The 20,199-nt window shown below is 69.4% G+C and carries 19 protein-coding genes, 1 rRNA gene and 5 pseudogenes; 17 read left to right on the top strand and 8 right to left on the bottom strand.

The features are described from left to right. Window positions 1-28 precede the first annotated feature (28 nt). From rrf to VYL96_RS10520, 5 genes and pseudogenes are all read left to right on the top strand, one after another. Window positions 29-145 (top strand): 5S ribosomal RNA (gene rrf, locus VYL96_RS10545). A 278-nt stretch (window positions 146-423) separates the two neighbouring features. Continuing rightward, window positions 424-819, top strand: coding sequence for an oxidoreductase (locus VYL96_RS10540; RefSeq protein WP_407935061.1), 396 nt, complete (start codon window positions 424-426; stop codon window positions 817-819). A 27-nt stretch (window positions 820-846) separates the two neighbouring features. Further along, a pseudogene (locus VYL96_RS17285) lies at window positions 847-2,372 on the top strand (IS1634 family transposase). 13 nt (window positions 2,373-2,385) lie between these two features. Further along, window positions 2,386-4,197: pseudogene (locus tag VYL96_RS10525) on the top strand (FAD-dependent oxidoreductase); the annotation flags it as partial. Window positions 4,198-4,240: 43 nt separating this feature from the next. Further along, window positions 4,241-4,414: pseudogene (locus tag VYL96_RS10520) on the top strand (type II toxin-antitoxin system ParD family antitoxin); the annotation flags it as partial. A gap of 63 nt (window positions 4,415-4,477) precedes the next feature. Here VYL96_RS10520 and VYL96_RS10515 read toward each other — a convergent pair. The 3 genes from VYL96_RS10515 to VYL96_RS10505 all read right to left on the bottom strand — a co-directional run bounded on the left by VYL96_RS10515 (window position 4,478) and on the right by VYL96_RS10505 (window position 7,516). Then, window positions 4,478-5,368 carry a sulfite exporter TauE/SafE family protein gene (locus tag VYL96_RS10515; protein ID WP_131886625.1) on the bottom strand — a complete coding sequence of 297 codons (891 nt, stop codon included), beginning with the start codon at window positions 5,366-5,368 and terminating at the stop codon, window positions 4,478-4,480. A gap of 52 nt (window positions 5,369-5,420) precedes the next feature. Continuing rightward, window positions 5,421-6,017 carry a rhodanese-like domain-containing protein gene (locus VYL96_RS10510; protein ID WP_243699824.1) on the bottom strand — a complete coding sequence of 199 codons (597 nt, stop codon included), beginning with the start codon at window positions 6,015-6,017 and terminating at the stop codon, window positions 5,421-5,423. Window positions 6,018-6,121: 104 nt separating this feature from the next. After that, a complete protein-coding gene (locus VYL96_RS10505) occupies window positions 6,122-7,516 on the bottom strand; it encodes an MBL fold metallo-hydrolase (RefSeq protein WP_131886627.1) in 1,395 nt (464 codons plus the stop codon). Window positions 7,517-7,713: 197 nt separating this feature from the next. On the opposite strand from VYL96_RS10505, the gene VYL96_RS10500 reads away from it, so the two are divergent. From VYL96_RS10500 to VYL96_RS10480, 5 genes are all read left to right on the top strand, one after another. Then, the gene (locus VYL96_RS10500; protein ID WP_131886624.1) at window positions 7,714-7,971 is read left to right on the top strand and encodes a metal-sensitive transcriptional regulator; all 258 of its coding nucleotides are present in this window, start codon (window positions 7,714-7,716) and stop codon (window positions 7,969-7,971) included. Between the two features lie 71 nt (window positions 7,972-8,042). Continuing rightward, window positions 8,043-8,465 (top strand): DUF302 domain-containing protein, encoded by a 423-nt coding sequence (locus VYL96_RS10495; protein ID WP_131886623.1) that lies wholly within the window; start codon window positions 8,043-8,045, stop codon window positions 8,463-8,465. A gap of 80 nt (window positions 8,466-8,545) precedes the next feature. After that, on the top strand, window positions 8,546-8,875 hold the full coding sequence (locus VYL96_RS10490) for a nucleotidyltransferase family protein (RefSeq protein WP_131886622.1): 330 nt from the start codon (window positions 8,546-8,548) through the stop codon (window positions 8,873-8,875). Beyond that, window positions 8,872-9,240, top strand: coding sequence for a HepT-like ribonuclease domain-containing protein (locus VYL96_RS10485; protein WP_131886621.1), 369 nt, complete (start codon window positions 8,872-8,874; stop codon window positions 9,238-9,240). Before VYL96_RS10490 ends, VYL96_RS10485 begins: the two co-directional genes overlap by 4 nt. Window positions 9,241-9,351: 111 nt before the next feature. Beyond that, window positions 9,352-9,741 (top strand): nuclear transport factor 2 family protein, encoded by a 390-nt coding sequence (locus tag VYL96_RS10480; RefSeq protein WP_165928546.1) that lies wholly within the window; start codon window positions 9,352-9,354, stop codon window positions 9,739-9,741. Window positions 9,742-9,751: 10 nt separating this feature from the next. Here the strand turns inward: VYL96_RS10480 and VYL96_RS10475 are convergent, their stop codons facing one another. Next, window positions 9,752-9,940 (bottom strand): hypothetical protein, encoded by a 189-nt coding sequence (locus VYL96_RS10475; protein WP_082767857.1) that lies wholly within the window; start codon window positions 9,938-9,940, stop codon window positions 9,752-9,754. Between the two features lie 210 nt (window positions 9,941-10,150). Between VYL96_RS10475 and VYL96_RS10470 the strand changes: the two genes are divergently transcribed. Continuing rightward, window positions 10,151-10,348, top strand: a complete 198-nt coding sequence (locus tag VYL96_RS10470) for a hypothetical protein (RefSeq protein ID WP_131886619.1) — start codon at window positions 10,151-10,153, stop codon at window positions 10,346-10,348. A gap of 90 nt (window positions 10,349-10,438) precedes the next feature. Here the strand turns inward: VYL96_RS10470 and VYL96_RS10465 are convergent. After that, window positions 10,439-10,630, bottom strand: a pseudogene (locus VYL96_RS10465) (hypothetical protein); the annotation flags it as partial. 147 nt (window positions 10,631-10,777) lie between these two features. On the opposite strand from VYL96_RS10465, the gene VYL96_RS10460 reads away from it, so the two are divergent. After that, a complete protein-coding gene (locus tag VYL96_RS10460; RefSeq protein ID WP_131886618.1) occupies window positions 10,778-12,049 on the top strand; it encodes a methyltransferase in 1,272 nt (423 codons plus the stop codon). A 78-nt stretch (window positions 12,050-12,127) separates the two neighbouring features. On the opposite strand, the pseudogene VYL96_RS10455 reads toward VYL96_RS10460, so the two are convergent. After that, a pseudogene (locus tag VYL96_RS10455) lies at window positions 12,128-12,322 on the bottom strand (DUF1622 domain-containing protein); the annotation flags it as partial. 117 nt (window positions 12,323-12,439) lie between these two features. Between VYL96_RS10455 and VYL96_RS10450 the strand changes: the two are divergent. Beyond that, window positions 12,440-12,580 (top strand): hypothetical protein, encoded by a 141-nt coding sequence (locus tag VYL96_RS10450; RefSeq protein ID WP_007633571.1) that lies wholly within the window; start codon window positions 12,440-12,442, stop codon window positions 12,578-12,580. 368 nt (window positions 12,581-12,948) lie between these two features. On the opposite strand, the gene VYL96_RS10445 is transcribed toward VYL96_RS10450, so the two are convergent. Continuing rightward, a complete protein-coding gene (locus tag VYL96_RS10445) occupies window positions 12,949-13,674 on the bottom strand; it encodes a helix-turn-helix transcriptional regulator (RefSeq protein ID WP_243699823.1) in 726 nt (241 codons plus the stop codon). A gap of 85 nt (window positions 13,675-13,759) precedes the next feature. On the opposite strand from VYL96_RS10445, the gene VYL96_RS10440 reads away from it, so the two are divergent. From VYL96_RS10440 to VYL96_RS10425, 4 genes are all read left to right on the top strand, one after another. Next, on the top strand, window positions 13,760-14,770 hold the full coding sequence (locus tag VYL96_RS10440) for an arsenic resistance protein (protein ID WP_131886616.1): 1,011 nt from the start codon (window positions 13,760-13,762) through the stop codon (window positions 14,768-14,770). Window positions 14,771-14,876: 106 nt separating this feature from the next. Further along, entirely contained in the window at window positions 14,877-16,370 is a 1,494-nt protein-coding gene (locus VYL96_RS10435) for an MDR family MFS transporter (protein ID WP_131886615.1), read from the top strand. A gap of 30 nt (window positions 16,371-16,400) precedes the next feature. Further along, complete coding sequence (locus tag VYL96_RS10430) at window positions 16,401-17,534, top strand: sterol desaturase family protein (RefSeq protein ID WP_131886614.1); 1,134 nt, start codon at window positions 16,401-16,403, stop codon at window positions 17,532-17,534. A 327-nt stretch (window positions 17,535-17,861) separates the two neighbouring features. Continuing rightward, the gene (locus VYL96_RS10425; RefSeq protein WP_329437208.1) at window positions 17,862-19,337 is read left to right on the top strand and encodes an IS1182 family transposase; all 1,476 of its coding nucleotides are present in this window, start codon (window positions 17,862-17,864) and stop codon (window positions 19,335-19,337) included. Window positions 19,338-19,385: 48 nt separating this feature from the next. Here VYL96_RS10425 and VYL96_RS10420 read toward each other — a convergent pair whose 3' ends face one another. Continuing rightward, entirely contained in the window at window positions 19,386-20,087 is a 702-nt protein-coding gene (locus VYL96_RS10420; RefSeq protein WP_329440160.1) for a transposase, read from the bottom strand. Between the last annotated feature and the right edge of the window lie 112 nt (window positions 20,088-20,199).

Below are 20,199 nucleotides of genomic sequence, written 5' to 3'. Positions count from 1 at the left end.
CCACGGTGTGGGCCTTGTTTCACAGAGTTACGGCGGCCATAGCGGCAGGGAAACGCCCGGTCCCATTCCGAACCCGGAAGCTAAGCCTGCCAGCGCCGATGGTACTGCACTCGCGAGGGTGTGGGAGAGTAGGACACCGCCGAACACAACTTCACAAAGCCGGAACCCCCGAACCCACCGTTCGGGGGTTCCCGCCATCTCACCCACCCGACTGCCGGACCGAACCTGACCGGAGTCGCGATCGGCTCCCTGGAACCGCCGCAGCGGCAGAGCGCGCCCCCGCAGCCACCGCCCACCGGTCCGCGCCCGCTCACCTCGTCGTCGTCGCCCGTAGCACGTCCCCCGCGCGGCGAGGGAACTCCCTCCCACCTGGATTCCCCACAAAGTTCTGACACGCGTCAACACGGGCGTATTCTCACTACCGTGACTACCCGCACCTCTTTCCCCCGTCTCACCTCGCCGGGCCGGATCGGCCCCATGGAGACCCCCAACCGCATCGTCCTTCGGGCCATGGACATGAACGTCTCCGAGGACGGTGAGATCGAGCAGCGGGAGATCGACCACTACGTGGCCCGCGCGGCCGGGGGAGCGGGCCTGATCATCACCGGCGCGTGCGCGATCGCGTTCCCCGTCGGCGCCGCCTCGCTCAAGGAGCCGGGCCTGTCCGACGACAAGTACATCCCCGGCCTCAAGGCCCTCGCCGACGCCGTGCACGCGGCCGGCTCCAAGCTCTGCCCTGACTTCCACAAGTTGACGCTGTTCTGCTGGTTGGGATTCCGGTTTGCGCTGGTAGGGCGAGTTCTGTGCTGGCGTTTGTGACACTAAACGGCCCGGTAGTTTGGGCGTGTGGGGCTGAAATTTCGGAAGGTGCCGACGGGGTCGGGGGCCACGGGCGTGCAGTTGGTCGAGTGGGTCGGCGGCCGGTTGGTGGTGCGCGAGCACCTGGGTTCGGCTCACACCCCCGGCGAGTTGGCGGCATTGATCGAGGTCGCCAAGCAGCGCATTCAGGGCGATCAGCAGGCGTTTGACCTGGAGTTGAGCGATCACGGCGGGGCGGTGATCGACGTGCCGGCAGCGACGGCCGCGCGGATCCAGCAGTCCACGGCGCGGATCTTGTGGCAGGGGTTGACCGGTACGTACTCCAGGCTCGGCTTCGACGTGGTTGGCGATACGGTGTTCCGCGACCTGGTGCTGTGCCGTGTGGTGGAGCCGACCAGCAAGTTGGACTCGGTTCGGGTCCTGGCCGAGTTGGGGACCAAGCCGCCGCACGTCAATACGCTCTACAACTGTCTACAGCGAGTGGTCGGCCGGGACTACCGCAGCCTGATCGCCACCGCATGTTGGGCCCACGTCACCCGCACCGGCGGCCCTGGCGTGGCGTTGGTGCTCTACGACTTGACCACCTTGTACTTCGAGGCCGAGAAAGAAGATGACCTGCGTAAAGTCGGCATGAGTAAAGAGCGCAAGGTCGACCCGCAGATCACCGTGGGCCTGCTGGTGGCCCGGGATGGGTTCCCGCTGGACGTGCACGTCTTCGAGGGCAACAAGGCAGAGACCAAGACGCTAATCCCGGTCATCACGGCCTTCCAAGAGCGCCACCAGATCAGGGACATGGTCGTGGTGGCCGATGCGGGAATGCTGTCGGCGGCCAACCTCAATGCGCTGGAGGACGCGGGCCTGTCGTTCATCGTCGGCTCCCGCACTTGAAAAGGCGCCCAAAGAGCTCGAGGACCACTTCGGCCGCCGCGGCAACGCAATCGCCGACGACGGCGTCGTGGAGCTGATCCGCCCCATGGGACAGGGCCGGGACCGGCGCGACCGGCGGGTGGTGTGGCACTACAAATGGGAGCGGGCCAAACGAGACCGGCGGACGCTGAACGCGCAGATTGACCGCGCTCAACGCGTCGCCGACCGGGCAGAGCCACTCAAGAAGCAGCGGTTCGCCCGTGGTCACCGACCAGAAGGTGATCCTGGACGAGGTCTCGATCCAGCGGGCCCGAGAATCTGCAGGTTACAAGGGGTACGTCACCAACATCGCGTCGGAGGTCATGGACGGCCATGCCGTCGTGGCGGCCTATCACGATCTCTGGAAGGTCGAGCAGTCCTTCCGTATGGCCAAGGCTGACCTGAGGGCGCGCCCGATCTTCCACCGCACCCGCGACGCGATTGAAGCTCACCTGACCGTCGTGTTCGCCGCCTTGGCAGTATCCCGGCACCTGCAAGATGCCACCGGCATGTCGATCAAGAAGATCGTCACCACCCTGCGGCCCCTGCGCACGGTCACCGTCGCCATCGGCGATCACGAAATGCTTGTCGAACCCACAATCCCGGACGCCGCGCGAGCCGTCATCGACGCGATCAACGCAGGGTGACACTAAAACTTGTGGAAGTCAGGTCTGCGTGCAGTCCACCCACCACGGCAAGGTCGCGCGCGTGGATGTGGCGGGTGGCCGCCCGGTGATCGCCCCCAACGAGCCGGACTACAGCTACGACATGTCCGCGTTGGCCGACAGCACCCCCGAGGAGCTCGGCAAGATGGGCGCCGCCACCGCCGGCAAGCAGATGGTCTACAAGGAGATGGACTACTCCGACGACATCGCGCGGCTCATCGACACCTGGGCCGACGCCGCCGAGCGGATCGCCAAGGCCGGCGCCGACGCGATCGAGATCCACGTCGCGCACGGCTACATCCTCGGCGTGTTCCTCAACAAGCGCGACAACCAGCGCACCGATTCCTACGGCGGGCCGCTGGTCAACCGCGCGCGGCTGGCGTGCGAGGTCATCACCGCCGTCAAGGAGCGCGTGGGGGACAAGCTGGCCGTGCTGGTGCGCGTGTCCGGCGAGGAGTACGGCCAGGAGGGCGGGCTCGAGCTGGACGAGGCGATCCTGGCCTCGCAACTGTTCGAGAAGGCCGGCGCCGACGCCATCCACGTCACCGGCTGGGGCCGCAACCCCTTCGACAACTTCACCGACGGCCCCCTGCCCGACACCATCGGCGCGTACCTGGACAATGCCGCCGCCGTGAAGAAGGCCGTGTCGATCCCGGTCATCGCCGTGGGTCGCATGCTGCCCGAGGTGGCGGAGAAGGCGATCGACGACGGCAAGGTGGACTTCGCCGCCATGGGCCGGCAGCTGCTCGCCGATCCGGACCTGCCCAACAAGCTGGCCACCGGGCGGCGGTCCGAGGTCCGGCCGTGCATCAACTGCTACCTCTGCGTGGCCGAGAACTTCTTTGACGACACCCCCTTCTGCGCGGTGAACCCCGCGCTGGGTAACGAGAAGCTCCTGCCGCTCACGCCCGCGCCGAAGCGCGAGCACGTCGTGGTGGTGGGCGCCGGACCCGCCGGGCTCGAGGCCGCGGTGGTCCTCACCGAGCGCGGGCATCGCGTGACCGTGCTGGACAAGGCCGACCGGCTGGGCGGCACCATGTGGTTCTCCACCCTCACCACGCCGGACAACGAGCCGCTGATCCGCTTCTTCGCCGCCGAGATCGACCGGCTGGGCATCGACGTGCGCCTGAACACCGAGGCGACCGTGGAGATGATTCGTTCGCTCGGCGCCGATCGGGTGATCGTGGCGACCGGTGCCAAGCGTCCCGCCCCGGCCATCCCGGGCGGCGACCTGCCGCACGTGCACACCGGCGATTCGCTCCGCAACACCATGCTGGGCACCGCCACCGCCGACGAGGCCGGGCTGTTCCTGCGCCTGGTCGGGCGGCTGGGCAAGCTGTCGACGATCACCAAGCGGCCGGCGTGGATCCGTAACCTCACCAAGATCGCGCTGCCGATGGGCAAGAACGTCGTGGTGATCGGCGGGTCGCTGGTGGGCCTGGAGCTGGCCGAGTTCCTCGCCGAGCGCGGGCGTCGCGTGACCCTGCTCCACGAGTCGCAGCAGCTGGGCCTGCCGCTGGCGATGCCGCGCCGGTGGACCGCGGTGCGGCACGCCAAGGAGCACGGCGTGGACATCCAGCGCCGCGTGTCGGTCACCCGCATCACCGAGTCGGGCGTGGAGTGGACCGACGCCAAGGGCAACGCCAAGTCCGCCGCGGCCGACATGGTGATCTACGCCGACGGCACCATGGCCGCCGCGCCGCTGGCCGATGAGCTGCGCGCTGCGGGCATCGACTGCGAGGTCGTGGGCGACGCCGGCGAGGTGGGCTACATCCACGGCGCCATTCACTCGGCGTTCACGGTCGCGCCGGTCGGCTGCGCGATGCCGGGGCGCGGACTGCGCCGCGAGAGAGGTCGCCTCGGGTCGATACCGGTCCGCCAGCGAGGTCGTACAGGCCGGCCTACGACTACTCGAAGACCAACAGACGCGGATGGCCTCACTGTGGAGCGCACTCGCTAACGGAGAAGCAAGCGGAACTCCGGAGCCCTTCGACTTCGACACGTTCGTCGCAGCAAAGGGGTGATGACGGGCCCTGAACGACCGAAGACCGCCCGGCGAACCGGGCGGTCTTCGTGATTCCGGCGGGTCAGGCCAAAACCGCTTCGCCCCTCTGGCGATCCGCAGACCTGCCCAGCGTGCAACGGTCCTTTAGTCCGAGCAGGCACACCGCCGCGGCCGCGGCCAGGATCACGACGACGCCGAGGATGATCGGCCCGGAGGGGAACGGCAGCTCCTGCGAGAGAACGAACGCGCCCATGAGCAGGACGAAGACCCCGAAGCCCTTCCGCAGCGCCCGCTCCGGGACCACGGAGGTGAGCCGGATGCCGACGAAAGAGCCGGCGATGGCGGCGGCCGTGACGGCGGCGACGAGTGGCCAGTCGAGGCTGACCGACGTGAGGTAGCCGCCGAGACCGGCGAAGGACTTCATCGCGATGACGAGCAGGGAGGTGCCCACAGCAGCCGTCATCGGCAGACCCGCCAGGAGGACGAGGGCCGGCACCACGAGGAAGCCGCCGCCCGCACCGACCAGGCCGGTCGCGGCGCCCACGACGAGTCCGTCCAGGAGGATTCGCCAGAGCGGGTGGTGGTGCGTCTGGCTATGCCCGTCACGGTCCTTGCGGCCCCTGATCATCGCGCCGGCGGTGGCGATCATCATGAGCGCGAAGGCGATCATGAGGAGGGTGCCGGGGATGTAGCCACCGGCCAGGCCGCCGAGGAACGCGCCGACCATCCCGGCCGCGCCGAAGATCAGGCCCGTGCGCCACCGGACGTTGCCCTTGCGGGCATGTCCGATGAGGCTGACCAGCGAGGTGGCGCCCACGACGAACAGTGAGGTCGCGATGGCCTCGCGGGGGTCGAGCCCTCCGATGTAAGTGAGCAGGGGGACCACGAGGATGGACCCGCCCCCGCCGAGAAGTCCCAGGGACAGGCCGACCAGGACGGCCAGGGCCACGACGACGATCGTGGTGATCTCCATGGAGGGTGCCTTTCTCCGGCGGGGGCGCCGGGGTCGCGGGCGGGGTGGTGGGTCAGGACCGGGTCGGCAGCGAGTCCAGGACGGTGCCGAGCCCGGGCTCGTCGGCCGGGCGGTTCCACGGCATCTTCGACAGCGCGGCGGCCATGGCGCACGAGTTGCTCGCGGCGGAGTAGGTCAGCCCCGCACCGATCGCGCCGGCGAGGTAGGCGAACTTCGGGGAGATGAGCTTCGAGGCGGTGACGCCGACCAGGACCAGCGAGCCGGCGGCCATGCGGACCTGCCGGTCCATCGCCCAGACGCCCTTGCTCCGGACGACCTCGCCGCCGGCGGACTCGTAGCCGGCGATCCCGCCGTCGAGCACGGTCACCGAGTCGCGGTCCACGCCCACAGCGCTGAGCCGCTCGCACGCCTGGCGGGCGCGGTTGCCGGACTGGCAGATGAGGACGACCTGGCCGGGGAGCCGCGAGGCGAACTCCTCGCCGTGCTCGGCGAGCAGCGGTAACGGCACGTTGTAGGAGCCGCGGATGTGGACCGAGGCGTACTCGGCGCCGGAGCGCACGTCGACCACGGTGGGCGGGGTGCCGCTGCTCATCGCATCGCGGAGCTCGGCGGGGGTCATGGTCGGGGTGCTGGTGAGAGTGGATGACACGGGTGATTCAGACCTTTCGGGTGAGGTGCCTGGATGTGGCGGTGGGGCGCCGACGGTGGCGGGGGCCGGACGGACGGTCCGGCCCCCGGGGTGTGCGGGTGTGGTCAGACGGCGGCGAGGTTGCGCTCGGCCCAGGCGTTGTAGCTGCCCTCGAGCTCGACGACGCGGTATCCGGCTCGCCGCAGGGCGCTGGCCGTGACCGAGTTGCGGACGCCGCTCTGGCAGTAGGTGACGATCGGACCGTCGGTCGGCAGTTGGTCGAGGTTCCACAGGACGCGGCCGCCACTGAGTTGCTCGGAGCCCGGGATGTGGCCGTCCGCGTGCTCGGTCTTGTTGCGCACGTCCAGCACCATCGCCGCGTCGAATGTGGCGAGGTCGTCGGGCCCGATCATCTCGGGGGTCGTCATCGGCAGCCCGTCGAAGCTGGTGGTGTAGCCGGTGACCGTGTCGATGCCCACCCGGATCATGTGGTCGCGGTACCGCTCGGCGGTCTCCTCGTCCTCGGCGAGGACGACCAGGGGTGTGTCCTCGCGCTCGGGGTCGTAGACCCACGCGCCGTACGAGGCGGCCTTGTCGACGCCGGGGACGTTGAGGGCCCCGGGGACGGTGCCGGTGTGGACCTCGTCCTGGTCGCGGGTGTCGACGACGACGAGGTCGTTCTTCTCGAGCGCCTCGGCCAGCTCTCCGGTGCCGAACCGGCGGAGGGGTGCCAACGCTCCGAGGATCGCCGGGCCCTCCTTGTTCTGCCGCTTCATGCGGCCGAAGTAGGCGTGCGCGTCAGGTTGGCCCTCGAGCATCTCGTCGATGAAGCCCTGCTCGTCGTCGCGCTCGACGTAGTCGGCCCACCAGGCGAACCGGCGCTCGTAACCGACGGTGGTCGAGGGCAGCGCGCCGAGTGCCTTGCCGCACGCGCTGCCCGAACCGTGGCCCGGGAACACCTGGACGTGGTCCGGCAGCGAGACGAAGGACTCCTTGAGGCTGCGGAAGATCTGTGAGGCGCCTTCGAAGCGGGTGTCGACCCCACCGGCGGCCTCGTCGAGCAGGTCCGGTCGGCCGAGATCGCCGGCGAAGACGAAGTCGCCGGTCAGCATGTAACCGGGGGAGTCGGCGAACGCCCCGTCGGTGACGAGGAACGATAGGTGCTCGGGCGTGTGTCCCGGGGTGTGGACGGCCTCGACGGTGATGTTGCCCAGCGTGAGCTGGTCACCGTGGTGCAGGCGCTCGGCCTCGAAGCCGTACTGCCAGTCCGTGCCGCCCTCGCCGGACACGTAGATGGTCGCCCCGGTCGCCTCTGCCAGCTCGCGGGTGCCGGACAGGTAGTCGGCGTGGATGTGGGTCTCGGTGACGGCGGTGATCGTCATGCCGTGGCGGGCAGCCAGCTCCAGATACTCGTTGATGTCGCGGCGGGCGTCCACCACCATCGCCTCGTTCTTCGCCTGGCAGCCGATGACGTACCCGGCCTGGGCGAGGTCCTCGTCGTAGATGCGCTCGAGAAGCACGGTGCTCTCCTTGTCGATCGGGGTCCCGGTCTCGGGGTGTGCCCCGAACATACATACCCCGGGTGGTATATGCAACATGCCCCGGGGGGTATGCGGCGAGCGGGCGGCAGGGGGTGGCGAGCGACGTACAGGGGCTGGAGCGAGACACCCCAGGGGGTATAGACTGTGGTGACTTCTCGCCGATTACAGGGGGCCCGATGCAACTCGACACAGTCGAACTGGCGCCGACACTCAACCGCCTCAAGCGCGCACAGGGCCAGCTCGCCGCCGTCGTGCGCATGATCGAGGACGGCCGCGACTGCAAGGACGTCGTCACTCAGCTCTCGGCTGTGTCCAAGGCTCTGGATCGGGCAGGGTTCGCGATCATCGCGAGCGGCCTCGAGCAGTGCCTGACGAACCCCGACGAGACCCTGGACAAGAAGGACCTGGAGAAGCTGTTCCTCTCCCTGGCCTGACCCACCGCAGCCCTACACTTCCGGGCCAGGGACACCTCAACGCCGTCGAAGAGATATCGAAGGAGTCGGTCATGACCTACACCCGCACTGTGACTGTCGACATGCCCTACGAGCAGGCCATGGAGCGCACGCGCGCGGCCCTGGCGGAGCAGGGCTTCGGCATTCTCACCGAGATCGACGTCAACGCGACGTTCGCCGCCAAGCTGGGTGACGAGGCCGCGGACAAGGTGGGCGCCTACACGATCCTCGGAGCCTGCAATCCCGGCCTGGCCAGCAAGGCCCTGGCCGCCGAACCGGAGCTCGGCGCCCTGTTGCCGTGCAACGTCGTGGTGCGCCGCGGAAAGAACGCCGAGCAGACGACCATCGAGGCCATCGACCCGCAGACCATGGTCCAGCTCAGCGGCAGTCCGCAGGTGCGGGAAGTCGCCGACGATGCCGACGTGCGACTGCGTGCTGCGCTGTCGGCGATCAGCGACGCCGCCGCCGGCAGCTAGCCCGGGCGCGCCGTACCCTCGCCGTGTCGGCGGCCTACTGGTAGCCCTCAGCGGCCGGGCGCGGCGGGTACCCTAGGCGCATGACGAGCACCGCCCCGACTCCTGAGTCTCGCGTACTGCGCGAGCTGATCGAGGCGCGTAGTGATGAGTTTCGAGCCCTGCTCGCAAAGTACTCGGCGACCAGGCCGAGACTGTTCGGCTCAGTCGCCCGCGGCACGGCCCAAAGCGAAAGCGATGTTGACATCGTGGTCGACATGGACCCGGCCGACGGCAATCTTCTGATGCGGGCTTCTGGATTGATGGAGGAAGTCCGAACGCTCTTCGGCCGCGATAACATCGACATCTTTCCAGCCCAGCTGCTCAAACGTCCGATCTCCGACGCTGCGATCCGCGACTCCGTGGCGATATGACTCGCGAGATCGATCGGCGCATCGGCGACATCCTGCAGGCGATTGATCGCTGCCGGAGGTACGTTGCCAGCCTCGATCATGAGAACATAGATCTCGTCTTCATGGCGGAGGACGCCATCGAGCGCAATCTGCAGATTATCGGGGAGGCCGCGAACCACCTGCCTCCTGCGATTAGGGACGCGCATCCGGAAATCGCTTGGCCGCAGATTCGCGGGTTCCGCAACATCCTTGTTCACCAGTACTTCGGCGTCGAGACCGACGTGGTTCGCGACGTGGTGATGACACACCTGCCTCCACTGGCCCAGGCCTTGAGACCTCACGCGCCCGAGCAAGATCGACGCGCCGGCACCGGCCTCGACGATTGATTCGTCCCACAGAGCCCGCCTCAGACCACGAGCCCGGCCGTGCGCTGGTAGCCGCCGGCGCCAGGATCGAAGGCGCGGTAGTGCTGCCAGCTTCCAGAGAAAATGTCGGTCATGTGCGCCTACCGTGAAGGCGTGGACATCGCGGAACTTCTGGAGCTCGAGCACCAAGGGTGGTCCTCGTTGTGCGACCGCTCGGGGGCCGCCTTCTACGGTCGCCTCATGACTCCCGACGGGGTGATGGTCCTGGCCCACGGTCAAGTACTGGACCGTGCGGAGGTGGTCACCTCCCTCAACGACGCGCCGCCGTGGCGGACCTACGAGATCAGCGACGAGCGCCTCGTCGAGCTCAACGACGACGCGGTCGCGCTGGTCTACACAGGGCGGGCGTCCCGCGGTGACGGCGACGAGTTCCACGCACTGATGTCCACCGTGTACAGGCGCCGTCACGGGCGGTGGCGGTTGGCGCTCTACCAGCAGACACGCATCCCACCCACCGGGTGATCCTGCGGTGTCAGCAGTCCACGCCCTCCAGTCGTAGGCACGCCGGCGGGAGCTCTTGGTCAGGTCCGTAACCATCGGCCGAGTCCGGGTCGAACGTCGGCCTCGGGTGCGTCCGCCAGTACTCTTCGGCGAACTGCTGGTTGTACGCCTCCTGATCGAAGGTCTGAACGGGCGGCGGCGGGACATAGGTAGCCAGCATCTGGTTCTGACACGTCTGCGTCCACCCGGATGTGCCATCGGTGAAGAACGTCGTACCGGTCTGGTGGTTCGCGGTGCCGCACGACGCGATCTGCTTTCCCAGGCAGTGGGGGCTCTCGTGGCCGGGCGCCCCTGGTACCCGACGGCCCCGCACGTGTCGGCGGCCGGCCCTGCTGCCGTCGGGCTCGGCGGCGGTTCGCTGGAGCTGGCGGTGGTGGACGTCGATTCGGTGGAGCTGGCTGTCGTCGACGCCTGCACGGTGGTGGTGACGGTAGCCGGCGTGGGCGCCGGATCGTCTGCGCTGCAGGCGGCGAGGAGGAAGATGATCGCGGCGAGAGCGGCGAGTGCCGCAGCGATGCGAGAGTGCATATCGAGCCTCACGAGGAAGCGCGTGACTCCCTCCGGTTGAGGAGGCCGGCGCGCGGGGTGGTGGGAGAATGTTAAACCCGTTACCACGCGTTCGTCGCCACAATGAGGCACTGAACCACGGCAGTCATCGCTACGGCCGGAGCTCGATCAACTGCCGCGTCGCGCGGGTCATCGCCACGTACCGGTCGACCGCTCCGGTGATGCCCGAGTCGGTGTCGCCCGAGCCGAAGGACCCGGGATCGACGACGACGACGAGGTCGAACTCCAATCCCTTGGCCTCGGCCGGGGTCAGTGTGCGGACGCGGTCCGAGAAGGCGAACGTGCTGGTGGCAGGGCGTGGCGTCGCGCAAGTGTGCGCCGCCATGGGGGTCTTGCCGCAAGCCCCCCTACCAGCTACAAGCTGAGAGTGGGAGGGAGTTCGAGGGCCGTGAGGTCGGCTTCGGCGCACGCCCCCTGAGACAATGGCCCCGTGCCCACTCACCGCGCCACCGACCTCGCCCCGACGACCGTCGAGTGGCGCGAGAACGACACCGACCGCACCGCGGCCTGGCGCTCCGAGAACGGCGCCCCCGCACCCCGACGCATCGTGGTGATCCACGACGACATCGCCGCGGACAAGGCCTTCAAGATGATCCGATCGGGCACGGCGCTGCTGTGGCGGGGCGACTTCCAGAACGCCCGCCAGCTCATGCGCGCGCTCGACCGGCGCCTGGGCAAGCGCGCGTCGGGGGCGCCGCAGGGCTCCGATCCCGGCGCGATCTTTCACGCCAACCGCAGGGCCCGCGCCGAGCGGGCGACCATCCTGGGACGGATCCTCGTCCCGCTGGAGCCCGACTACTCGATCAGCCTGCGGCGGGCGCCCGACGTGCGCGACGCCTGCGTGCACGCCTATGGCCCACCGCCCGGCGGCGCCGAGGAGGCGTCGGGTGGGTCCGACGAGGTCGGCGGGACGCGGGGCGGGGAGACGCTGGTCTCGCTGCCCGAGGTGCTGGGTGTGATCAGCGCGTACGAGTGGCACCGCAGCGGCATCGAGATCGCGGCGCTGGGCGCGCGCTTCCACCCCGCCTACGGCGTCTTCGCCCCGACCCGCGACGAGTACATCGACCTCGTCGCCGACGCCGGGTGGCCGCCGGGCGTCGACCAGCCGGTCGTGTGGGATATCGGCACCGGCACCGGGGTGCTCGCCGCGGTCCTGGCCCGGCGTGGTGCCCGGGCGGTGGTGGCGTCCGACATCAACCCGCGCGCCGTGCAGTGCGCGCGGGGCAACGTGCGGCGGCTGGGGTTGGAGGACCGCGTCACCGTGACGCGCGGCGACCTGTGGCCCGGGGGCGACGACGACGAGGCGGGCCACCGCTCCGGGCGTGCCGACGTCGTGGTGTGCAATCCGCCCTGGATCCCCGGCCGGCCGACCTCGGCCCTGGAGCAGGGGATCTACGACCCGGACTCCGACCTGCTCCACCGCTACCTGGCCGAGCTGCCGGAGCACCTCACGCCGCAGGGGGAGGGGTGGCTCATCCTGTCCGACCTCGCCGAGCACCTGGGCCTGCGCACGCGCGACGAGCTGCTCGCGCGAGTCGCCGACGCGGGCCTGACGGTGGTCGGGACGCACGAGACGACGCCTCGGCACTCTCGCGCTGCCGACACCGCCGACCCGCTGCACGCCGCCCGCGCTAAGGAGCGGACTGTCCTGTGGCGGCTGGCCGCGCGGGGCTCCAGTCCGAGCGCCGCAGCGCGCGGGTAGCCCCGATGAGGAACCCGGTCGCAAGCAGGGGCGCGGTGTGCATGCCCGGGGTTCGGCGCGGTGTCCTTTTCGGATGGCTCAGTCGGGCTGCGTGGTCGAGGCGGCGCCCTCATCGTGCGGGGTCGTGGAGGCCGTGGGTGTCGACGTGGCGCTCGTGGGGGTCGCGGCCTCGGAGTCCCGCGATTTCTGCCAGGGCCACCGGCCGGAGAGCTCCAGCTCCAGTGACCAGCTGAGGAACGTCCGGATCACGACGATCGCCGCCAGTACCGCCAGGAACTCCGCGCAGTCTCCCTCCGGGGCTCCGCGAGTCCTGTTCCCGCACTCGCGCGTCCGCCCACACATCTGATATCCCGGAAGGGTAGATCAGTCCCGATCCCCAGGAGAGAGATCATGATCCCCACCGGTTCGCTCGAGAATCCGCTGCGCTTCATCTTCGGCCCAGGGCCGGGGGAGGCGGCCTGCATGGCCCTGACCCCGGAGTGCATGGGCTGGCTGCCCTACCTCGCGGCGAGGTTCGGCATCGGGTCCTGACGGGGCCTGCCGATCGGGTCCTGACGGGGCCTATTTTTTGGTGTAGTCACTGCGATTCGGCGGGAACTTTCTCGCAGTAGCTACACCAGAGTTCGAGGCGGGGCCGCGGGCGGGCATTCCGGCATCACACCACCGCCCGGATGCGCTGCCGCATCGGCCTGCGCTGCGAGAATGGTCCATCCCGCCAGCGTGAGCCCGGTCGAAACGTGCAGAAAGGCAGCGTAGGGCAGAGGGGCAGCGTATCCGGCGGCACTCGCGCTGGCTCTCTGCAGAGATCGCCCGCCCGGGCGAGAGCTGCGCCCGGAGTTCAGGCCTCCCGCACCCCCTAAGACGGTACGACGACGCTGGTCAGCGGCGCAATCTCTTGATCAGGACGCGCGGTGTAGCGCTTCGGACACCCCGAGTTCGCGGAATCGGCCCGGGGTCAGGCCGGTGGTCCGGCGGAACGCCGCTCCGAACGCGCTGGCGGAGCTGTACCCGACCCGCGCGGCCACCACGTCCACAGTCATCCCGCGGCCCATGAGCAGCGCGGCCTGCTGAGCGCGGAAGACCGCCTGCCAGGCGCCGAAGCTCAACCCCGTGTCCGCGCGAAAGGCCCGGGTGATGGTCCGCTCGCTCACGCCCAGCCTCGCCGCCCACTCCGTCAGCGAGCGCGTGTCGCCCGGGCTGGCCTCGAGTGCGGTGACGATCGGCCGGAGGAGTTCCGAACCCGGACGCTGCACGAGCAGAGCGTGCGGGGACGGCTCGAGTAGGTCGAACACCATCTGCTCGGTGAGCTCGCGCGAGCGGGCCTCAAGCGACTGGTCGACCAGTCGCTCGAGGAGCAGGGTGAGCAGGGGTGTCATCTCCACCGCGACGGGCCCGCCCGGCAGCGGCGAGTCGGTACGCGGGTCGACGTGAGCCGTGCGGTACCACGTGCCCGCAGGTGCGGTCGCCGAGTGCAGCACGCCGGCGGGGATCCACAGGCCGACGGACGGGGTGATGGTCCAGGTGCGGGCGCCGATGGTCGCGGTCGACGCGCCGGCGCGGTTCCACAGCAGCTCGTGCGTGGGATGCGAATGCGGCTCCCACACCGGCAGCGTCCGCGTCTCCACGGGCTCCAGGGTAGACCTGTTGCCGGGCGGGTCCGGCGGTCGGACGCGCTGGACGGACCCGCGGCTGCGCGGCGAGGGGAGGGGCATGCGCTCGAGCGTGGACTGGATGGAGCGCCACCAGGTGGCGCTGTACCTCGCGGGCCTCGTGGCCGGCGGGATCGTCGGCCTCCTCGTACCCGCGGTGGCCCGCCCGGCGGAGTTCGCGATCCAGCCGGTGCTCGCGCTGCTGCTGTACGCGACGTTCCTCGGGATCCCGTTCGGCGACGTCGGCCGGGCCCTGCGCGACCGCCGCTTCCTCGCGACCATCGGCGTGGTCAACTTCGTCCTGGTCCCACCCATCGTCTGGCTGCTCTCGCGCGTCGTGGCCCACGACCGCGTGCTGCTCGTGGGCGTGCTCTTCGTCCTGCTCACGCCGTGCATCGACTACGTCCTCGTGTTCTCCGGACTCGCCGGTGCCGACACACGGCGGCTGCTGGCGGCCACGCCCCTGCTCATGCTCGCCCAGATGGTCCTGCTGCCGCTGTACCTGTGGGCGTTCCTCGGCGCCGAGTTCGTCGACGCGGTGGACCCCGGCCCGTTCGTCGAGGCGTTCCTCCTCCTCATCGCGCTGCCGTTGGCCGCCGCGGCGCTCACCCAGCGCGCGGCCCCCGGTCGCGCTGCCGGCCCGGTCGGCGCCGCCGGTCCCGTCGCCCGGGCCGCCGGCGCGGTCGAGCGGGGAGCGGTCTCCGCGATGGTCCCGCTCATGGTCGCCACCCTCGCCCTGGTCGTGGCCTCCCAGATCGCCGCGGTCAGCGAGCAGCTCGGCACGCTGACGCTGGTCGTGCCGGTGTACGCGGTGTTCTTGGCCGTCATCGTGCCCGTGGGCGTGCTCGCCGGGCGGCTGGCCGGACTCGATGTGCCCGGCAGGCGGGCGATCGCCTTCAGCGGAGCTACCCGCAACTCGTTGGTGGTCCTCCCGCTCGTGCTGGCACTGCCGGCGGAGTTCGAGATGGCGCCCCTCGTCGTCGTCACCCAGACCCTCGTCGAGCTCGTCGCCATGGTTCTCCTGGTCCGCCTGGTCCCGCGGCTCGTCCCGGAGGTATCTCGCATCACGTGAGGCGGCGCGCCGGACGAACGTTCAAGTACAGTGCGAGGGTTCCCGTGCGCGGCTTCCCGGCGCCGGATTCTGCTCTCTTCTCACACCGCGATCCCAGAGGACGACCGTGACGTCTGAAGTCTCCGCCAACCCCAACGCCGCCGCGCCGACCGCTCCAGAGGCCTCGCCGCCGCTGCCCGCCGCGACCGTGCGCCTCGTCGCCCTGCTCGTCGGCGCCGCGTTCGTGGTGATCCTCAACGAGACCATCATGTCCGTGGCGCTACCCGAGCTCATGGTCGAGTTCGCGGTGACCGCCGCGACCGCGCAGTGGCTCACCACCGCCTTCATGCTCACGATGGCCGTGGTCATCCCGTTCACCGGGTGGCTGCTCGTCCGATTGCCGCTGCGGATCGTGTTCGTCATAGCGATGAGCACGTTCACCGGCGGGACGCTGTTCGCCTCGTTGGCCGTGGTTTTCCCGATGCTGGTCGCCGGCCGGGTCGTGCAGGCCGTCGGCACCGCGATCATGATCCCGTTGCTCATGACGACCGTCCTCAACGTGGTGCCGGCCGACCGTCGCGGCCGCACGATGGGAGTCATCTCCATCGTGATCGCCGTCGCGCCCGCGATCGGTCCCACGGTGGGCGGTCTCGTCCTCGAGGTCCTGAGCTGGCGGTGGATGTTCTGGTCGGTCCTGCCCATCGGGATCGTGGCGCTCGTCGCCGGCGCAGTGCTCATCCGCAACGTCACCGAGCCGCGCCCCATCCCGCTCGACGTCCTCTCCGGCGTGCTCTCCGCCATCGGCTTCGCCGGACTCATCTTCGGTCTCAGCTCGATCGGCGAGGCCGCCAGCGGCAATGCCCTCATCTCGCCGTGGATCCCCGTCGGGATCGGCGCGGTCGCCCTGGCGGTATTCGTGTGGCGCCAGCTCGCGCTCAAGGACTTCGCACTGCTCGACGTGCGGGCCTTCCGCTTCGGGGCCTTCACCGTGAGCCTCGTGCTCATGCTCGTCTCGATGATGTCACTGTTCGGCACCCTCATCCTGCTGCCGATGTACATGCAGCAGGTGCTGGGCACCAGCACCCTGAGCTCCGGGCTCGCCCTCCTGCCCGGCGGCCTGATCATGGGTGTCCTCGGCTGGTTCGTCGGTCGCGCGTTCGACCGGATCGGCCCGCGCCCCCTCATCATCCCCGGCTCGATCCTGGCTTCCGCCGGCCTGTGGGGCATGTTCACGACCTTCTCCGACGACAGTTCGTTGGCCCTCGTCATGACGTGGCACATCGTCCTCAGCGTGGGACTGGCGTTCCTGTTCTCGCCGCTCATGACCTCCGCGCTCGGGTCGCTGCCGCCGCACCTGTACTCGCACGGTTCCGCACTGCTCAACACCCTGCAGCAGGTAGCGGCAGCCGCCGGGACCGCGCTCTTCATCACCGTCATGACGCTGGGGATCGTGTCCGGTGCCGAATCCGGACTGGGGGACGCCGCGGCGCAGATGACCGGAGTGCACAACGCGCTGCTGCTCGGTGCGGTCATCTCGCTCATCCCGGTCATCGGGGTGTTCTTCGTCCGCAACAGCGCCCAGACCGAGGGCCCCGCGACAGCGCCCGCGTCCGCGCACTGACCCGTGTGAGCTGCGTCATATGATGACGCCATGAAGGTCGATCTGACGGTCCTGGCGATCCCGGCGTTCGTGGCGTCGATGGCGGCCGAGTACGCCTGGCAGAAGCGCAACCCGGCGCCCGACCGGCGGGCCGGCGACTACGAGTTCGCCGACACCATGGCCAGCCTGTCGATGGGCGTCGGGAGTCTGATCGCGCCGTACATCACCGACAGGCTCCTGGCGCCGCTCACCCCGCGGACCGGCCGCTATGCCAAGGCGCTGATGGGCTTCTCCCTGGCCTCGGCCGCCGTGGCCACCGCCGGGGACGTGCTCCGGCGACACCGCGGGTCTGGCCTGCCCGAGGCGGGAACCTTGTCGTCGTCGTCATCGTCGTCGGCACTGCCCGACGGCGAGGGCGGGGCAACACCCGAGCGCGACGCCGCGATCCCGCCCGCACTGCGCCGGATCACCGGCGGGTCGGCGGTGTCCGCCGTCGCGTCCACGGTGGTCATGGTGTCAACGCTGTGGAGCGCCCAGACCGCCAGCTCGGTCCTGTTCCGCCGGTCCCCGCTGGACCTGGGCTCGGGACCGCTCGCGTACGCGGTGGGCATCCTCGGGTGGGACTTCCTCTACTACTGGAACCACCGCTTCGACCACGAGAGCCGCTGGCTGTGGGCCATGCACGTCGTCCACCACTCCAGCGAGCGGTACAACCTCTCGACCGCGCTGCGCCAGCCGGTGGCCGAGGCACTGACCATTTACGTCCCGTACGGGCTGCTGTCGCTGCTGGGCGTGCGGCCGGCGATCGTGCAGGACGCCCGCGCGGTGAACCTGATCTACCAGTTCTGGGTCCACACCGAGGCCATCCGGACGATCGGGCCGCTGGAGAAGGTGCTCAACTCGCCTTCGCACCACCGCGTGCACCACGGCAGCAACCGCCGCTACCTCGACCGCAACCACGGCAGCATCCTCATCATCTGGGACCGCCTGTTCGGCACCTACGAGCCGGAGGGCGAGGACGTGGTCTACGGGCTCACCACCAACATCAACTCCTATAACCCGCTGCGCATCGCCTCGCACGAGTGGATCGCGATCGCCCGCGACGTCTTCCGCTCGGAGACGTGGAGCGACCGCGTGGGGTATCTCGTGCGCGGGTCGGGCTGGGCCGGGGCGCGGCAGAGCTAGCCAGGGGGCGGGCTGGGCTAGGAGACTGCTGAACAAGGCGCTATTGGGGTTGGCGGTCGTGTGAGCGGCGGGCCCGGGCGTCACCGGTGGGATGGCGAGCGGCGTTTTAGGTGAGCACTCTGGGTGCGACGACCGAGGGCCTTCGGTCCACTTGATGTGATTATGCGCGGTCTCACCGGCCATCGGCGAGAGGCGGCTCCCTAACTGCTGGTCAGGCCAGGGCCCAAGCTCCGTTCTGGTGGGTCAGGCCCATGGCTAGGAGCGTGGGTCAGTAACACGCCAGTTCAGGTCCGCTGATGGGGCGGGTTCGGCGGGATAATTGTCGTCATGGGCGAGGAAGGGTTGTTCGCCGCCGGGGAGTTCCGCGTCGAGCGGGCTGACCGGCAGGGCGAGGTCGAGCCGGTGGGCGCAGGCAAGACATTTCGGGCGTTCGACCCGGGCCAGGGGTTGTTGCTGCCGCCGTCGCTGGATGACTGGCTTCCGGCCGATCATCTGGCACGGTTCGTGGCGGATCTGGTCGATGAGCACCTGGATTTATCGCGGATCTACGTCTCCTACCAGGAGGGGCGCGGGGCCCCGCCGTACGATCCGCGGTTGATGGTGCGGTTGCTGATCTTCGGCTACACCACGGGGGTGCGCTCCTCCCGCGGGATCGAGAAGGCCTGCACCGACATCGTCGCTTTCCGGTGGTTGGCGGCCGGGGCGGCCCCGGACTACCGCGCGATCGCCAGGTTTCGCAAGAGGCACCTGGCCGCGCTGGGCAACCTGTTCTTGCAGGCGTTGGCGTTGTGCCAGGCCGCCGGGATGGTCACGCTTGGACAGGTCGCGCTGGATGGGACGAAGCTGCGGGCGAACGCCTCCAAACGCAAGGCCATGTCGTACGCGCGGCTGACGGACAAGGAGAAGGTACTGGCCCAGGAGGTCTCCGATCTGCTGGCCGCCGCCGAGGCCATCGACAAGGCCGAGGACGCCAAGTTCGGCAAGAACCGGCGCGGGGACGAGCTGCCCGATGAGCTGGCCCGCCGAGAGTCTCGCCTGGTCAAGCTGCGCCAGGCCAAAGCTGCTCTGGAAGCCGACGCCGCCGCCGATGCGGCGGAGAAGGCTGAGGCTAAGGCCCGCGGTAAGGGCGAAGACGAAGACACCGTCGCGCAGAAGGCCGCTGAGGCCGCCGAGCGCGCCACGCCCAGGCCGAAGGCCCAGCGCAACTTCACCGACCCGGAGTCGAAGATCATGCTCACCGGGGACGGGTCGTTCGCTCAGTGCTACAACGGCCAGGCCGTGGTCGATGCCGCCCATCAGATCATCGTGGCGGCCGAGGTCAACGACTGTGCCGCCGACGTCGGCAACCTCATCCCCATGACCGAGCAGGCCATCAGCAACACGGGGCAGGCCCCGAAGCAGATGCTCGCCGATGCCGGGTACTGCTCAGCCGCGAACCTCGCCGCCTCCGCCGAGGTCACCGGCGAGCAGGGCACCGAGTTCTTCATCGCCACCGGACGACAGCGCAGCGGGGAACCGGCGCCGATCGCCCCCCGGGGACCGATCCCGGCCAGCGCCACGGACAAGCAGCGCATGGCCCGCAAGCTCGCCACGAAGAAAGGCCGAGCGGTCTACGCCCGGCGCAAAGCGATCGTCGAACCGGTCTTCGGACAGATGAGCACCCTGCAGAACGGCAAGCAACTCCTGATTCGCGGTCTGGACGCCGCCCGCGGTGAATGGCTACTGCTCGCTGCCTGCCACAACCTGCGAAAGCTCCACGGTCATATCGGCGCCACCGGGCTCGGCGGCCTCCAGATCGCCTGAACTGGCAGGCCCGGGCGACCTACAGGCTGACCCGCGGACTGAACGCCATCACCGCGGCTTCGCAAACCGAATACCTGTCCGCCAGTGACGCCGGCCCGAGCGCAACGCTCTCACGCACTCCGCCGTACTCTCGGCGCGCTTCGAGCCATTACTGACCCATGCTCCTAGCAGGCGACGTAGGTTGAGGGCGGCGGCGCGGTGGTGGAGCCAGCTGTTGTTCTTATCCACCCCGCGATAGGGCACTCGTCGGGCGCCTCGGGTGAGCCAGGCGATGGAGCGTTCCACCATCGGGCGATGCTGCCGGTAGGTGGCCCGGAAGTCCTCGCCCTGTGCGCGCTGGCGGTGCTGGCGTTGCAGCACATGGTGCTCGCCCAGCAGCACCGAGCGGCCGGATTGTGAGGTGGTGCACCGCTGGCGCAGCGGACACTGCCGGCAGGCCGCACCGAACTTCGCCCGGCCCTGCGGCGACACTGTCCGCGTGACATCAGCCGGGCAGGTCAACGTGTTTGCCGCGGCATCGAAGGTGAAGTCATCCAGACCAAACCCGCCCTCCACAGCGGGCCTGGTCGGCCAGGGTTTGACCAGGGGCAGCCACTGCTTTCCGGCGAGGGTGGCCAGCATGTCTCCGGTGGCGTACGCCGAGTCTCCGAGCACTTCAATGTGTTCGACGTCTGTAGTGGTGGGATCTGTGGTGACCAGGTCCGCACCGACGGCGGCGTCGGAATTGTCCGGACCGCTGGCCCGAGTCAGCCGGGCCGCAGTGTCAGCCCTGGCGGCGGTTCGTCACGGCACAGCGGGCGCTGTCGATCAGCGCGGACTTCTCGGACTTCGGCTCCGACCTCGGCGACCTGGTCAAGCGTCT

Origin of the sequence: Dietzia maris, assembly GCF_036287335.1 — a bacterium.
Classification (GTDB): domain Bacteria; phylum Actinomycetota; class Actinomycetes; order Mycobacteriales; family Mycobacteriaceae; genus Dietzia; species Dietzia cinnamea.
The sequence above is the reverse complement of the archived record's forward strand: the minus strand, read 5'-3'. Positions and strand labels throughout refer to the sequence as shown.